The following is a 14,780-nucleotide window of genomic DNA, read 5'->3' on the forward strand; positions in this document are numbered from 1 at the left end:
GCGGCGACAATCACTTCGCCACCCGTGATTCACCTCACCCTTGCCCACCAGCATCCATCCCCACCCAGAGGCAAAACCGGGATTTCCCTAGGCTGACACGCCGCCGCTCACGCGGTTAAATAAATCAACGTGATTTATTTAATGCGTCGCAACCGACGCGCCCCATGGAAGGAGACGCCATGAGAAGCCCGCACATCGGCCAGGGAAGCAACTCGGCCAACGTGCGCCGTTACAACGAGCGCCTGCTGTTGAAGACGCTGCGCCGTGCGGGTAGCGCATCGAAGGCCGACCTCGCCCGTCTCGCAAACATGACGGGCACGGCGGTCGGCAGCATCATCGCGTCGCTCGCCGATGCGAAGCTGATTGCGTTCGCCGGCCGCACCGAAGGCCAGCGCGGCCAGCCGGCATCGCTGATCCGCCTCGATCCGCGCGGCGCGTTCGGCATCGGCGTCCATCTCGACCGGATGCGCATCGAGACGGCGCTCGTCAATTTCGCGGGCGACGTGCTCGGCCGCCGCTCCCACGACATGCTGCTCCCCCCGCCCGCCGACGTGCTCGACATCGTGCGACGCGACATCGATGCGATGCAGGATCTGCTTCCCGCGCATGAGCGCGCGCGCCTGGCGGGCGTCGGCGTCGCGCAGCCGTACAACCTCGGCGCATGGATGCGCGAGCTCGGCCTCGCGCCCGACACGTTCCGCGCATGGGAAGACGTCGACTTCGCGAGCGACCTCGGGCGCACGCTGTCGCTGCCCGTGTTCGGCGAAAACGACGGCAACGCGGCCGCGATCGCCGAACTGTTCTACGGGTACGGCCGGCAGTGCGACGACTTCGTCTACCTGTTCATCGGTCCGGCGATCGGCGGCGGCATCGCGATCGACGGCGACTGCCTGCGCGGCGTGACCGGCAATGCCGGCGACATCGCCGTGATTCCCGTCCCGCCGAGCCGGCTGGCCTCCGCGCCGCCGCCGCGCGGCCCGTGGGACATCCTGCTCGCCCGCGCATCGCTGCATGCGCTCGTGCGCCACCTGCGCCATCACGGCGAGACGGTCGAGAACCGCGCCGATCTCGAAGCCTGCATCGCGCGCGGCCTGCCGGCGGTCGACGAATGGATCGACGACTGCGTCGATGCACTCGCCCCGGCATTGCGCGCGGTGCTGTGCGTCATCGATGCGCCGGTGGTCGTGCTCGATGCCGATACCGACGCCGGCCTGCTCGATGCGCTGACGACCCGCCTGCGCGCGGCGCTCGTCGCCACCGCGCCGGAAGCGCGCGGCACGCCGACGCTCGTGCGCGGCACGTTCGGCGCCGACGCCGGCGCGATCGGCGCCGCGACGCTGCCAATGTTCTTCAACTTCTCCCCGCGGGCCGGCATCCTCAAGGGCGCCCGCACCGAATCGCAGGAGGTCAACCATGTCGCGTTCTGAGTCGCCCCGGCCGCTGCTCGAGATGCGCCGGATCAGCAAGACGTTCCCGGCCGTGCGCGCGCTCGACAACGTCAGCCTGACCGTCTATCCGGGCGAGATCCACTCGCTGATGGGCGAGAACGGCGCGGGCAAATCGACGCTGATGAAGATCCTGTCGGGTGCGTATCGCGCCGACGCGGGCGGCGAAATCCTGATCGACGGCGAGCGCATCGACGTCGACGGCCCGCTTGCCGCGCGCGATGCGGGCGTCGCGGTGATCTATCAGGAGCTGTGCCTCGCGCCGAACCTGACGGTGGCGGAAAACATCTACGTCGGCCGCGAACTGCGGCGCGGCAACCGGCGCTGGGGCACCATCGACCGCGCGGCGATGGCGCGCGGCTGCCAGGACGTGCTCACGCGTCTCGGCGCCCCGTTCGGGCCCGACACGCTCGTCGGCACGCTGTCGATCGCCGAGCAGCAACTCGTCGAAATCGCGCGCGCCGTGCACACCCGCGCACGCATCCTCGTGATGGACGAACCGACGACACCGCTGTCGTCGCGCGAGACCGAGCATTTGTTCGGCCTGATCCGCCAGCTGCGCGAGGAAGGTCTCGCGATCATCTACATCAGCCACCGGATGGCCGAGATCTATGAATTGTCCGACCGCGTGTCGGTGCTGCGCGACGGATCGTACGTCGGCACGCTCGAACGCGAATCGCTGTCGGCCGAGCGGCTCGTCGCGATGATGGTGGGCCGCGACATCTCCGGCTTCTACAAGAAGGAACATGCGCCGTACGACCCCGGCCACCTGCTGCTGTCGGTACGCGACATCGCGGACGGCGACCGCGTGCGCGGCTGCAGCCTCGACCTGCATGCGGGCGAGGTGCTCGGCATCGCCGGGCTCGTCGGCGCGGGCCGCACCGAGCTTGCGCGGCTGATCTTCGGCGCGGAACCGCGCACGCGCGGCGACGTGAAGCTGGGCGATCGGACGTTCGGCGCCCATTCGCCGCGCGACGCGATCGACGCGGGCCTCGTCTACCTGACGGAAGACCGCAAGCGCCAGGGCCTGTTCCTGGACATGAGCGTGCGCGACAACATCAACATCTCCGTGTGCAACCGCGACGCACGACTCGGGGCGCTCGATCTCGCACGCGGCGCCGAACGCGCGCGCGACGCGATCGCCTCGCTGTCGATCCGCGTGCCGAACGCGAACGTGAACGTCGGCGCGCTGTCGGGCGGCAACCAGCAGAAAGTGCTGCTGTCGCGCCTGCTCGAGACGAAGCCGCGCGTGCTGATCCTCGACGAACCGACGCGCGGCGTCGACATCGGCGCGAAATCCGAGATCTACCGGATCATCAACGAACTGGCCCGTGCGGGCGTCGGCGTGATCGTGATCTCGAGCGAGCTGCCAGAAATCATCGGTGTCGCCGATCGCGTGCTCGTGATGCGCGAAGGCGAGATCGCCGGCCAACTCGGCGGCCACATGCACACGCCCATCACGCAGGAAGCGATCATCGCGCTCGCCACCGGCTCGCAGGCCGAACTCGCCGACGCGCACTGACCACGCCCCCTTCATCTCCCTCTTACGTCCAGGTACCGACATGATCAACCCGACCAAGCAGCGGAACCTCGCTTCCGCGACGGCCCATCCGGTGGCCAACCGTACGCCGCTGATGCGCGGCGCCGATCATCGCGCGCGCATGCAATCGCTGATGCGCACCGCCGGCATGCTGCCGGTGCTGCTGGTTCTGTGCATCGGCTTCGGATTCCTGACCGACGGCTTCTTCACGCTGCAGAACCTGTCGATCGTCACGCAGCAGGCCTCGATCAACATCGTGCTCGCCGCCGGCATGACTTTCGTGATCCTCACGGGCGGCATCGACTTGTCGGTCGGCTCGGTGCTCGCCGCATCGGCCGTCGCCGCGCTGCTCGCGTCGACCATCCCCGGATGGGGCTGGCTCGGCGTGCCGATCGCGCTCGCGGTCGGCCTCGTGTTCGGCGCGATCAACGGCGGCCTGATCTCGTTCCTGCGCCTGCCGCCGTTCATCGTCACGCTCGGCGCGATGACGGCCGTGCGCGGGGTCGCCCGCCTGATCGGCAACGACACGACCGTCTTCAACCCGCAACTGCCGTTCGCGTTCATCGGCAACGGCACGATCCTCGGCGTGCCGTGGCTCGTCGTGATCGCGTGCGCGGTGATCGCGCTGTCCTGGTTCATCCTGCGCCGCACGGTGCTCGGGATGCGGATCTATTCGGTCGGCGGCAACCCTGAAGCCGCGCGCCTGTCGGGCATCAACGTGCGGGCGATCCAGCTGTTCGTGTATGCCGCGTCGGGTCTGCTCGCGGGTCTCGGCGCGGTGATGTCGGCCGCGCGGCTCTATGCGGCCAACGGCCTGCAGCTCGGCCAGTCGTACGAACTCGATGCGATCGCCGCGGTGATCCTCGGCGGCACGAGCTTCGTCGGCGGCGTCGGCTCGATCGTCGGCACGCTGATCGGTGCGCTGATCATCGCGGTTCTGACCAACGGTCTCGTGCTGCTCGGCGTGTCCGACATCTGGCAATACATCATCAAGGGGCTCGTGATCATCGGCGCCGTCGCGCTCGACCGCTATCGACAGCGCGACTCGGCCCGTACCTGACACGCACTCCTCACCATTCAACCATCAGGGCGCAGGCAGGTCCTCCTGCGCCCGTCCGCCAACGGACCTTCCGGAGACACAACGACATGTTCAAGCACAAAGCCGCCCTGACCGCCATCGCCTGCGCGCTCGCCTTCGGCGCCGCCGCCGCCCACGCAGCCGACAAGCCGCTGAAATCGATCGGCGTCACGGTCGGGTCGCTCGGCAACCCGTACTTCGTCACGATCGTGAAGGGCGCCGAAGCACGCGCCAAACAGCTCAACCCGAACGCGAAGGTCACCGCGGTTTCCGCCGATTACGACCTGAACAAGCAGTTCACCCAGATCGACAACTTCATCTCCGCACACGTCGACATGATCCTGCTCAACGCGACCGATCCGAAGGCGATCGAGCCGGCGGTGAAGAAGGCGCAGGCGGCCGGCATCACGGTCGTCGCGGTGGACGTCGCGGCAGCCGGCGCGAATGCGACCGTGCAGACCAACAACGTGAAGGCCGGCGAGCTGGCGTGCGACTACCTCGCGAAGAAGCTCAGCGGCAAGGGCAACGTGATCATCGAGAACGGCCCGCAGGTGTCGGCCGTGATCGATCGCGTGAACGGCTGCAAGGCCGTGCTCGCGAAAAACCCCGGCATCAAGCTGCTGTCGAGCGACCAGGACGGCAAGGGCTCGCGCGAAGGCGGGATGAACGCGATGCAGGGCTACCTGACGCGCTTTCCGAAGCTCGACGGCGTGTTCACGATCAACGACCCGCAGGCGATCGGCAGCGATCTCGCGGCGAAGCAGCTGAATCGCCCGAACATCGTGATCACGTCGGTCGACGGCGCGCCGGACATCGAGGTGGCGCTGAAGTCCAACACGCTCGTGCAGGCGTCGTCGAGCCAGGACCCGTGGGCGATGGCGCAACAGGCCGTCAACGTCGGCTACGGGATCATGAACGGCCAGAAGCCGGCCAATCCGATGATCCTGATCGAGCCGACGCTCGTCACGCGCGACAACGTGAAGGGCTACAAGGGCTGGAGCAGCCCGCGCTGATCGCGCGACGCCACCCGCGATCCCGGGCGGTGCCGGGCCACGCCGCCGTATCGCCGCGCGCGGCGCCCGGCCCTGCCCGTCCGCTCACCTCAACCGCTGCACCGCCGCGCGACACGCCACGGCACAAAGTTTCGACATGACGACGACGTTCCCCCGCCTGATCGTATTCGGCGAAGCGCTGACCGATTTCATCCGCGACGACGCGCAGCACTGGCGCAGCGTCGCCGGCGGCTCGTGCTGGAACGTGGCGCGCGTCGGCGCGCGGCTCGGCGTGCCGACCGCCTTCGCCGGCACGGTCAGCCGCGACATCTTCGGCGACGAATTGATGCGCAGGAGCGCCGATGCCGGGCTCGACCCGCGCTTCATCCGGCAGGTCGATCGTGCGCCGCTGCTCGCGATGGTCGTGTCGAAACAGCCGCCCGATTACTTCTTCATCGGCGAAAACAGCGCCGATCTCGCGTTCGATCCCGCCGACTTGCCCGACGGCGCGCTCGACGCGGCCGAGATCGTGCACGTCGGCTCGCTCGGCGTCGTGCGCGAGCCGCTTGCATCGCGCCTGATCGACGTCGTGCAGGCTGCACGCGCCGCCGGCAAACGAATCTCGTTCGATCCGAACTATCGCGCGCCGATGGCCGCGCCGTCGTATCGCGCCACCCTGCGGCGGCTGGCAGGTCTCGCCGACTGGATCAAGGTCTCCGACGAAGATCTGCGCGGCCTGTTCCCCGAGCGCGACGAAGCCGCCGCGCTCGCGCAATTGCGCGCGTGGGCGCCCGATGCGAGCGTGCTCGTCACGCGCGGCGCGGCCGGCATGCAGCTCCTGCATCGCGATTCCGCGCTGTTCCAGCCGGCGTTCGCGACCGAGGTCGCCGATACCGTCGGCTGCGGCGACGCCAGCATCGGTGGCTGGCTCGCCAGCCAGCTCACGCGCCCCGGCGCATCGGCCGCCGATCATCTGCGCTATGCGGCCGCCTGCGCGGCGGTCGCCTGTGCGCATGCGGGCGCGTATGCGCCGACGGCTGCCGAGGTGGCAGAGGTGATGGCCCACCCCGCGACCGCCGAAGCGGCCGACGCCGCGCTATCGCACTAGGCGGCACCGGAACGCGCAGGACGGCGCGTTCGCCTCGCATCGTCACGCACCGCCCTGCGCGCCCTTCCCGCCATTACCGCGCGCCTGCAGCAGTTGCAGGCTCTCGTCGACACTCAGTTCGGACATCGCGTCGTCGCGCAGCGTCTCGTCGGCCGCGCGGCGCAGCGCATGCAGCGCGTGCTCCTTGAGCCGCACGATCGCAAACTGCAGCCCACGGGCCGCGCATTCGGCCGCGAACGTACGCAACGACTCGATCGTCGTGCCGTCCACGTCCGGCGTTTCCTCGAGACTCAGCAGCACGGTACGCGTATCGGGCGCGGCCTTCATCAGCGCACGCACGCGATTGAGCATCCGGTCCGCGTTCGCGAAGAACAGCTGCGCCTCGGGCCGCACGATCAGCACGCCGGGTACCGGCGTCGCATCGGCATGATTCGCGACGTCGACGAAGTCGTGCCCGTCGCGCAACCGGCCGAGCACGCTCACGTTCGGCTCCGACAACTTGCGCAGCGTCAGCAGCAGGCTCACGCCGATGGCCGCGAGCAGGCCGTGCAGCACGCCGAGCACGAGCACCGCGAGCAACGCGGCGATCACGACGAGCCGGTCGCGATGCCAGACCCAGTACGGCCGGAACACCGTCGGATGCAGCGAGTGGCTGACCGCAAAGATCACGATCGCCGCGAGCACGGGCTCCGGCGTGCGCGCAAGCTGCGGCAGCAGCAGCCACACGATCAGCGCGACCACGCCGGCCGCCCACAAGCCCGCGAAACGCGACCGCGCACCGGCCGCCTCGTTCGCGGACGTCGCCGAATAGCCGGCGCCGACCGGCATCCCGTGCAGCAGCCCCGACACGAGGTTCGCGCAGCCGAGGGCGACGAGGTCGCGGTTCGGCGACACGCTGTCGCCATGCTTCAGCGCGAAGTTGCGAATCGATCCGTACGACTCCGCATACAGGATCAGCATCAGCGCGAAAGCAAGTTCGACCGTCTGCATCCATGCATTGCGGTCGAGATGCGGCAGGCCGAATTCGATGTGCCGGAAATCGATGTGCCCGACGATCGCGATTCCGTAGTGCTGCCAGTCGACCATATACCCGGCCGCGATCGACAGCACGATCACGACCAGTGTCGCGGGCACGCGCGAGCGCCGGCCGAGCACGAACAGCAACGCGAGCGCGGTCGCGCCGAGCGCGACGCTCGCGAGGTTCGCATGCGGCGCGCCGGCGACGAGCTCGAGCGCGACATGCGGCGCGTCGCTGTGCTGCACGGAGATCGCGAGAATCTTCGGCAACTGCTTGATGACGATCGTCAGCGCCAGGCCGAACGTGAAACCGCGCAGGACCGGACGCGCGACGAAATCCGACATGCCGCCCAGTCGCGCGGCGCCCGCCAGGATGAACAGCACGCCGGTCATCGCGACGAGCGCGGCCGCCAGCGCGAGCTGCGCGGCAAGCGCCATCCCGGACTCGGCCAGCACGGTCGCGGCGAGCACGGCCGCCGACGACGACGTCGACGACACGATCGCAAAGCGACTGCTGCCGGTCAGCGCATAGACGACGAGCCCCGACAGCAGCGCGATGAGACCGGCCTGCGGCGGCAGGTTGGCGAGACCCGCGTACGCGACCGCCTCGGGAATCAGCAGCCCGGCGATCGATACGCCGGCCAGCGCATCGAGGCCGACGCGCTGCATGGGCGGCGAGGTTGCCGCATCGAGTGCAGCGAAATGCTCGGGATGCTGCGGGCCGGCATCCGGACGGGGTGGGACGGTCGTCATGAAGTGGCAGGCACCGGGCGCGTATCAGGGCTTGACGGCAATGACGCCCGACCAGCCGGGCAGATAGCGCGCGTCCTGCTCGTGCGCATGGCGCAGCGAGAGGTCGAGCGCCTTCGAGAAGTTCTTGCGGATCTGGTCGAGCGTCACGTGCTGGCGCAGGTAGTCGGCCCACAGGAATTCGCTGAACGGCGTCGCATCCTTCGCGTAGCCGCCGGCCGTGCGCAGCTCGCCCGCAAGGCTCCGGTACGGATCGTCCTCGAGCCCCGTCAGCGCCTTCGGCAGATGCGCGTAGTCGCGACGCGAACCGTCCGCGCCGAACGGATGCACCCACTGGTTGTGTTCCATCATCCGCCAGAAGATCGTGTCGTCGAGCCAGGACAGATCCTTCAGCAGCATCGCGTTCACACGCGTCTCCCCTTCCTCGATCAGCGCGAGGCCGAGGTGGTGATGATCGGTGATGTAGTGCAGCCCGCCCGGGCCGAGGACGGCCGGAAACCAGTGCGACTCGATCGCGGCCTTGCGCGCGCGCTTGTCGAGCGTCTTCCAGTGCTTGCGCTTCGCTTTCACTTCGCGATAGCCGACCGTCATTTGTGTCGGACGCAGTGCGTCGAGCCGGACGGGAATGAGATGAACATCGTTGCCGAGCGCCATGGTCGTACCCCATGTTACGAATTTCCGGCAACGATACTCCTGATCTGACGAGCCGTTAATACGTCACGGCCTCGATATGCCTGTGCTTGACCATCTCTGACAACCGGACGCAACACTATGCACGCAGGTCGTCGCGCTCGAGACGGTGGCGCACGTAAGGAATCCCGTCGTGAACGACGCTCACGCGGCGCATCCCGAGCTTGCGTGCGACGTTCAGCGAACCCGTGTTCGCCTCGGCGATATCGGCGATCACGCGCGGCAGCCGCACGGTGTCGAACGCATGACGCACGACGGCCGCGGCAGCCTCGCATGCGATGCCGCGCCCCCACGCCGCGCGCATGAGCCGCCAGCCGATCTCGACGTCGCGCGCGCCGCCCGCATAGTCGGGAATCAGCAGGATCCATCCGACGAACGCATCGGGCGCGGCCTTCTCGAAGATCGACCAGTAGCCGAGGCCCGGCGGATACGCGCGCGTGATCCGATGCGTGACGAAGCGGCGATGTTCGTCCGGGTCGTGCCACGGGCCCGCGATGTAGCGCGTGACCTCGGGATCGCGATCCATCTCGATGCTCGCGTCGAGATCGGCCAGCACGCGCGGGCGCAGCCACAACCGCCCGGTCTCCAGGACGGGCAACGCGGCAACGGATGGTTCGGTCATCGGGACTCCTGATTCGGTGGCGATGCGCGTCGCGCACATTACATGACTGATACAAAAAGCCTTCCGGAATGATACAGACGCCTGTCGCCTGTCTCGCGCACGCTCATTTCCGTTTTCTCAACAATCCATTTCATAGGGATTATTCCCGATTCGCGGTTATCGCACCCCACGTCGCACGGAGCCGCGGCCTACACTCGATCCATGCCCCCGCACCGCGCGCAAGCCGGGCCGGCATCCGCCAGCGGATCGTGAGCGCGCAAGCCTACGAGGAGACCTCGGACATGAGCTGGACCCGCGAACAACGCAACGTCACGATCGCCGCCTACCTGGGCTGGACACTCGACGCGTTCGATTTTTTCCTGATGGTCTTCGTGCTGAAGGACATCGCCGCCGAATTCGCGTCGACGATTCCCGCGGTCGCGTTCGCGCTGACGCTCACGCTCGCGATGCGCCCGATCGGCGCGCTGATCTTCGGCCGGCTCGCCGACCGCTTCGGCCGCCGTCCGACGCTGATGGTCAACATCGCGTGCTATTCGCTGCTCGAACTCGCGTCGGGCTTCGCGCCGAGCCTCGCCGCGCTGCTGGCGCTGCGCGCGCTGTTCGGCATCGCGATGGGCGGTGAATGGGGCGTCGGCTCCGCGCTGACGATGGAAACCGTGCCGACCCACGCGCGCGGCTTCGTGTCGGGCTTGCTGCAGGCCGGCTATCCGAGCGGCTACCTGCTCGCGTCCGTCGTGTTCGGCCTGTTCTACCAGTACATCGGCTGGCGCGGCATGTTCATGGTCGGCGTGCTGCCCGCGCTGCTCGTGCTGTATGTGCGCACGCACGTGCCCGAATCGCCGGCCTGGAAGCAGATGGAAAAGCGTCCGCGGCCGAGTCTCGCGACCACGATCCAGCAGAACTGGAAACTCACGATCTACGCGATCGTGCTGATGACCGCGTTCAACTTCTTCTCGCACGGCACGCAGGACCTCTACCCCACCTTCCTGCGCGAACAGCATCACTTCGATCCGCATACCGTGTCGTGGATCACGATCGTGCTGAACATCGGCGCGATCGTCGGCGGCCTGTCGTTCGGCGCGATCTCGGAGAAGATCGGCCGGCGTCGCGCGATCTTCGTCGCCGCGCTGATCGCGCTGCCGGTGCTGCCGCTGTGGGCGTTCTCGAGCGGCCCGGTCGCGCTCGCCGCCGGCGCGTTCCTGATGCAGATCTCCGTACAGGGTGCGTGGGGCGTGATCCCCGTCCACCTGAACGAGATCTCGCCCGACGAGATTCGTGCGACGTTCCCCGGCGTCGTCTACCAGCTCGGCAACCTGCTCGCGTCCGGCAACGCGACGATGCAGGCGTCGCTCGCGGTTTCCCAGGGCAACAACTACGGTTTCGCGCTGGCGCTCGTGGCCGGCATCGTGGCCGTCGTGATCGCCGTGCTGATCCTGTTCAGCCGCGAACGGCGCGGCATCGACATGACGCAATCGGTCAATACGCGTAGCACCGTCGGCTGAGCCCGCGCATTGCCGCATCGCACCATCGCGCGCGCCCCATCCCCGCCGGGGCCGCGCGACAGACTTTCCGCATTCGCACATCGAACTAGAGGAATTTGTCCAGATTCCGCGCTTGCCCGCGCCGCCCGCGTTTTTTTATCTTAATAAAAACGGCTGTTTGAATCAGATAATCAAATCACCTGTTCGCGGCCGGGCGACCGGCATTGGGAGGCGGGACATGGCAGTCAGTCAGGAGGGGCGACCGTCGGCGGGACGGCCGTCCGGGACGCGGTCATCCGGCAATCGGCAGACCGGCGGGACGAAGGCGCGCATTCTCGATGCGGCCGAGGACCTGTTCATCGAACATGGCTTCGAAGCGATGTCGATGCGGCAGATCACGTCGCGCGCGGCGGTGAACCTCGCCGCGGTCAACTACCACTTCGGCAGCAAGGAAGCGTTGATCCACGCGATGCTGTCGCGTCGGCTCGATCAGCTCAACCAGGAACGTCTCGGCATCCTCGACCGCTTCGATGCGCAGCTCGGTGCACACATCACCTGCGAGCACGTGCTCGGCGCGATGTTCATTCCCGCGCTGAAGGCGTCGCGCGACCCCGAGCGCGGCGGCCCCGCGTTCCTGCGGCTGATCGGCCGCGCGTATACCGACCCGTCGCCGTTCGTGCGCAACTTCCTGACCGCGCACTACGCGAGCGTCGCGGGCCGCTTCTTCGACGCATTCCAGCGCGCGCTGCCACACCTGCCGCGCACGGAGCTCGGCTGGCGGCTGCACTTCGCGATCGGTGCGCTGTCCGGCGCGCTGGCCGGTGCCGAAACCGAAAGCCTCATCGACGAATTCTCGCAAGGCCGCACGATGAACGACGTGCAGATGATCGCGCGGTTGTCCTCGCTGATCGTCGCCGCGCTGAAGGCGCCGATGCCAGACAGCGCGCAGCTGTCGATCTTCGCGGCCGTGCTCGACGATGCGGGTGCGAGCGAGGCGTTCGGGCTGCCCTCGAGCGCGCCGGCCGCCGATCCGGCGACGGTGCATTCGGCGAGCTGATCGCACGAGGCCGCGCAGGCGGCGATTCACGATTTTGGCGGCCCGGGCCGGCGTTGACACGCTGGCCCGGGCCGAACGAATGTCATGCGGCGGGAGCCAAGTCTGGCTTGCGCTCGTCGACGAAAAAGCATGGGACGAGAGTTAGCGCTGAAGCGTCACCTCTCGCCGACCGCGAAGCATGGGACGAGCCTAAGCGCTGAAGCGCTAACGCTCGTCGACCGCAAAGCATGGGACGAGCCTAAGCGCTGAAGCGCTAACGCTCGTCGACACCGGAGACACATCATGTCCTCATCCGCAGCAACCGCAGCGGCCCAACTCCCGCCGAACACCGACGGCATCTGGTACGCCTCGTATCCGCCCGGCGTGCCGCACGAAATCGACGTCACGCAATACGCATCGCTCGTGCAATTCTTCGACGAATGCACCTCGCGCTTCGCCGAGCGCGTCGCCTACGTAAGCGCAGGCGCGTCGATGACCTATCGCACGCTCGCGCAAAAAGTCGATGCGTTCGCGTCGTATCTGCAAAGCACCGGCGTGAAGCCGGGCGACCGCGTCGCCATCATGCTGCCGAATACGTTCCAGTACCCGGTCGCGCTGTTCGGGACGCTGAAGGCCGGCGCGATCGTCGTCAACGTCAACCCGCTCTATACAGCGCGCGAACTCGCGCACCAACTGAAGGACAGCGGCGCGCAGACGATCGTCGTATTCGAGAACTTCGCGCGCACGCTGCAGGACGCGTTGCCGGAAACGCAGGTGAAGAACATCGTCGTCACCGCGCTCGGCGACCTGCTCGCCGACGGCTTCAATGCAAAAGGACGCCTGATCAATTTCGTGCTGAAGCACGTGAAGAAGCTCGTGCCGGCCTACAGCCTGCCGCAGGCGATCCGGCTGCGCGCCGCCCTCGCGCTCGGCGCACGCGGCAAACCGCAACCGGTGCAGACGACGCGCGACGATCTCGCGTTCCTGCAATACACGGGCGGCACGACCGGCGTCGCGAAAGGCGCGATGCTCACGCACGGCAACCTGATCGCGAACCTGCTGCAGGCCAAGGCGTGGATCGCCGACCAGGTCTCGGGCGACGTCGAGACCGTGCTGACGCCGCTGCCGCTTTATCACATCTATTCGCTGACGGTGAACGCGTTCATCTTCATGGGGCTCGGCGGGCGCAACATCCTGATCGCGAATCCGCGCGACATGAACATGGTGATGAAGATCATCCGCAACGAAACGTTCACCGGAATCACCGGGATCAACACGCTGTACAACGCGTTCCTCGACAACGAGGAATTCCGCAAGCGCGACTTCTCGAAGCTCAAGCTCGCGATGGCGGGCGGCATGGCGATGCAGCGCGCGGTCGCGGAGCGCTTTCAGGCGGTCACGGGGCGGCCGGTCGTCGAAGGCTACGGGCTCACCGAATGCTCGCCGATCGTCACGATGAATCCGGTGGATCTGACCGACATGGCCGCGTTCAGCGGCTCGATCGGCCTGCCCGCCCCGTCGACGCTCGTGCGCTTCCGGCGCGAGGACGGCACCTGGGCCGCCGTCGGCGAGCCGGGCGAGCTGTGCGTGCACGGCCCGCAGGTGATGCGCGGCTACTGGCAGCGGCCCGACGAGACCGCGAAGGTGATCGACGCCGACGGCTGGCTCGGCACCGGCGACATCGGCGTGATGGACGAGCGCGGCTTCATTCGCCTGATCGACCGCAAGAAGGACATGATCCTCGTCTCGGGCTTCAACGTGTATCCGAACGAGATCGAGGAAGTGCTGGTCATGCATCCGGGCATCAGCGAAGCCGCCGCGATCGGCATCCCGGACGAAGTCCAGGGCGAACGGATCAAGGTCTTCGTCGTGCGCCGCGACCCGACGCTGACGGTCGACGACGTGCTCGCCCATTGCCGCAAGAACCTGACCGGCTACAAGATGCCCAAGTTCGTCGAATTCCGCGACGCGCTGCCGCAGACGAACGTCGGCAAGATCCTGCGCCGCGCGCTGCGCGACGAGGAACTCGCCAAGCTCAAGGCCGCGAAGCAAGGCTGAACGATCCATCGCCCCGGAGACGCTGTCGATGAACGAAGGAACGAAGCGCCGCACGCGGCACGCGGCCGCGGCCGTCGCGTGCTTGCTGTCGCTCGCGCAAGCCGGCCTGCATGCGCAGGAAACCGCCGCCGCCGCGAGCGCGGCCCAGGAGGCCGCACTGCCGGCGGACCTGGCGAAGGTCACGCGCGAGCCGGTCGCGCAGCAGGCGCGCTGGCTGCGCACGGCCGCACAGCGCGGCGCGCTCGCACAACTTGACGACGCGACGCTCACGGCGTTGTTCAAGACCCTCGATCCGCTCGCCGTCCCGCTCTATATCCGCAACGGTCCCAATGGCTATCCGTCGTACCAGTTCACGATGGTGCGCCAGGAGCGCATCAGCGGAAAATGGTCCGACACGCCCGACCGCATGCTCGTGAAGACGACCCGCGAACCGTTGCGGGTGTATGCGAAATGGCTGCCGGGCGGCGCGCATGCCGGACAGGAGACGATCTACGACACGACCCAGCGCAAGGACGAGATGTACGGCCATCTCGGCGGCCTGCTCGGCAAGATTCCGCTGTGGACGGCGCTCGACGGCGCACTCGCACGCGCACAGTCGAATCACCAGGTGAAGGATCTCGGCACCGAGTTCATCACGAACCTGTACCTGACCGAAGGAAAGAAATACCAGGAAGCCGGCGTGCAGCGGCCGACGCAGGTGGAAGCGAAGACGATCGGCGGCGTGCGCGTCGTCGCGCTCACGTACGAGACGCCGACCGGCCGCCCGCAGTTCTATGCGAAGAAGGAAACCCTCGGGCTCGACCTGCACGCGCCGTACTTCAGGACCGTCGAATCGTATGACAACGACGGCAAGATCTTCGAACGGATCGTCATCGAGAAAATCGCGCCGGTGACGCTCGACGAATCCGCGTTCGACCCGAAGAATCCGGATTACGCGTTCTGAACGTCACCGGCGCCGCGCAG

At 67.5% G+C, this 14,780-nt stretch carries 12 protein-coding genes; 9 read left to right on the forward strand and 3 right to left on the reverse strand.

Annotated elements, in window-relative coordinates:
* Positions 1 to 179: 179 nt before the first annotated feature.
* The 5 genes from WS49_RS21100 (at position 180) to WS49_RS21120 (ending at position 6,163) form a co-directional block, all read left to right on the forward strand.
* The gene (locus WS49_RS21100; RefSeq protein ID WP_059533116.1) at positions 180 to 1,427 is read left to right on the forward strand and encodes an ROK family protein; all 1,248 of its coding nucleotides are present in this window, start codon (positions 180 to 182) and stop codon (positions 1,425 to 1,427) included.
* Positions 1,414 to 2,967 (forward strand): sugar ABC transporter ATP-binding protein, encoded by a 1,554-nt coding sequence (locus tag WS49_RS21105; protein ID WP_059532939.1) that lies wholly within the window; start codon positions 1,414 to 1,416, stop codon positions 2,965 to 2,967. The genes WS49_RS21100 and WS49_RS21105 overlap by 14 nt, the downstream gene beginning before the upstream one ends.
* A 40-nt stretch (positions 2,968 to 3,007) precedes the next feature.
* Positions 3,008 to 4,045 carry an ABC transporter permease subunit gene (locus WS49_RS21110; protein WP_059532942.1) on the forward strand — a complete coding sequence of 346 codons (1,038 nt, stop codon included), beginning with the start codon at positions 3,008 to 3,010 and terminating at the stop codon, positions 4,043 to 4,045.
* A gap of 86 nt (positions 4,046 to 4,131) precedes the next feature.
* Complete coding sequence (locus tag WS49_RS21115; RefSeq protein ID WP_059532945.1) at positions 4,132 to 5,076, forward strand: ABC transporter substrate-binding protein; 945 nt, start codon at positions 4,132 to 4,134, stop codon at positions 5,074 to 5,076.
* Positions 5,077 to 5,212: 136 nt separating this feature from the next.
* Positions 5,213 to 6,163, forward strand: coding sequence for a carbohydrate kinase family protein (locus WS49_RS21120; RefSeq protein WP_059532947.1), 951 nt, complete (start codon positions 5,213 to 5,215; stop codon positions 6,161 to 6,163).
* Positions 6,164 to 6,205: 42 nt separating this feature from the next.
* On the opposite strand, the gene WS49_RS21125 is transcribed toward WS49_RS21120, so the two are convergent.
* The 3 genes from WS49_RS21125 to WS49_RS21135 all read right to left on the reverse strand — a co-directional run bounded on the left by WS49_RS21125 (position 6,206) and on the right by WS49_RS21135 (position 9,242).
* The gene (locus WS49_RS21125) at positions 6,206 to 7,933 is read right to left on the reverse strand and encodes a SulP family inorganic anion transporter (RefSeq protein ID WP_059532950.1); all 1,728 of its coding nucleotides are present in this window, start codon (positions 7,931 to 7,933) and stop codon (positions 6,206 to 6,208) included.
* Between the two features lie 24 nt (positions 7,934 to 7,957).
* Complete coding sequence (locus tag WS49_RS21130; RefSeq protein WP_059532953.1) at positions 7,958 to 8,584, reverse strand: ParB-like protein; 627 nt, start codon at positions 8,582 to 8,584, stop codon at positions 7,958 to 7,960.
* A gap of 115 nt (positions 8,585 to 8,699) precedes the next feature.
* Positions 8,700 to 9,242, reverse strand: a complete 543-nt coding sequence (locus WS49_RS21135) for a GNAT family N-acetyltransferase (RefSeq protein ID WP_059532956.1) — start codon at positions 9,240 to 9,242, stop codon at positions 8,700 to 8,702.
* Positions 9,243 to 9,523: 281 nt separating this feature from the next.
* On the opposite strand from WS49_RS21135, the gene WS49_RS21140 reads away from it, so the two are divergent.
* From WS49_RS21140 to WS49_RS21155, 4 genes are all read left to right on the forward strand, one after another.
* Positions 9,524 to 10,744 (forward strand): MFS transporter, encoded by a 1,221-nt coding sequence (locus WS49_RS21140; protein ID WP_059532960.1) that lies wholly within the window; start codon positions 9,524 to 9,526, stop codon positions 10,742 to 10,744.
* 217 nt (positions 10,745 to 10,961) lie between these two features.
* On the forward strand, positions 10,962 to 11,780 hold the full coding sequence (locus WS49_RS21145) for a TetR/AcrR family transcriptional regulator (RefSeq protein ID WP_059532963.1): 819 nt from the start codon (positions 10,962 to 10,964) through the stop codon (positions 11,778 to 11,780).
* 282 nt (positions 11,781 to 12,062) lie between these two features.
* Positions 12,063 to 13,817 (forward strand): AMP-binding protein, encoded by a 1,755-nt coding sequence (locus tag WS49_RS21150; RefSeq protein ID WP_059532966.1) that lies wholly within the window; start codon positions 12,063 to 12,065, stop codon positions 13,815 to 13,817.
* 28 nt (positions 13,818 to 13,845) lie between these two features.
* Positions 13,846 to 14,760 carry a DUF1571 domain-containing protein gene (locus WS49_RS21155; RefSeq protein ID WP_059532969.1) on the forward strand — a complete coding sequence of 305 codons (915 nt, stop codon included), beginning with the start codon at positions 13,846 to 13,848 and terminating at the stop codon, positions 14,758 to 14,760.
* Positions 14,761 to 14,780: the final 20 nt, after the last annotated feature.

It is taken from the genome of Burkholderia sp. RF7-non_BP4, assembly GCF_001521935.1.
Taxonomy (GTDB): domain Bacteria; phylum Pseudomonadota; class Gammaproteobacteria; order Burkholderiales; family Burkholderiaceae; genus Burkholderia; species Burkholderia diffusa.

Bases quoted from the DNA above. Each gene is read 5' to 3' on its own strand.
- WS49_RS21100 (WP_059533116.1), top strand. From the start codon at position 180: ATGAGAAGCCCGCACATCGGCCAGGGAAGCAACTCGGCCAACGTGCGC.
- WS49_RS21105 (WP_059532939.1), top strand. From the start codon at position 1,414: ATGTCGCGTTCTGAGTCGCCCCGGCCGCTGCTCGAGATGCGCCGGATC.
- WS49_RS21110 (WP_059532942.1), top strand. From the start codon at position 3,008: ATGATCAACCCGACCAAGCAGCGGAACCTCGCTTCCGCGACGGCCCAT.
- WS49_RS21115 (WP_059532945.1), top strand. From the start codon at position 4,132: ATGTTCAAGCACAAAGCCGCCCTGACCGCCATCGCCTGCGCGCTCGCC.
- WS49_RS21120 (WP_059532947.1), top strand. From the start codon at position 5,213: ATGACGACGACGTTCCCCCGCCTGATCGTATTCGGCGAAGCGCTGACC.
- WS49_RS21125 (WP_059532950.1), bottom strand. From the start codon at position 7,933: ATGACGACCGTCCCACCCCGTCCGGATGCCGGCCCGCAGCATCCCGAG.
- WS49_RS21130 (WP_059532953.1), bottom strand. From the start codon at position 8,584: ATGGCGCTCGGCAACGATGTTCATCTCATTCCCGTCCGGCTCGACGCA.
- WS49_RS21135 (WP_059532956.1), bottom strand. From the start codon at position 9,242: ATGACCGAACCATCCGTTGCCGCGTTGCCCGTCCTGGAGACCGGGCGG.
- WS49_RS21140 (WP_059532960.1), top strand. From the start codon at position 9,524: ATGAGCTGGACCCGCGAACAACGCAACGTCACGATCGCCGCCTACCTG.
- WS49_RS21145 (WP_059532963.1), top strand. From the start codon at position 10,962: ATGGCAGTCAGTCAGGAGGGGCGACCGTCGGCGGGACGGCCGTCCGGG.
- WS49_RS21150 (WP_059532966.1), top strand. From the start codon at position 12,063: ATGTCCTCATCCGCAGCAACCGCAGCGGCCCAACTCCCGCCGAACACC.
- WS49_RS21155 (WP_059532969.1), top strand. From the start codon at position 13,846: ATGAACGAAGGAACGAAGCGCCGCACGCGGCACGCGGCCGCGGCCGTC.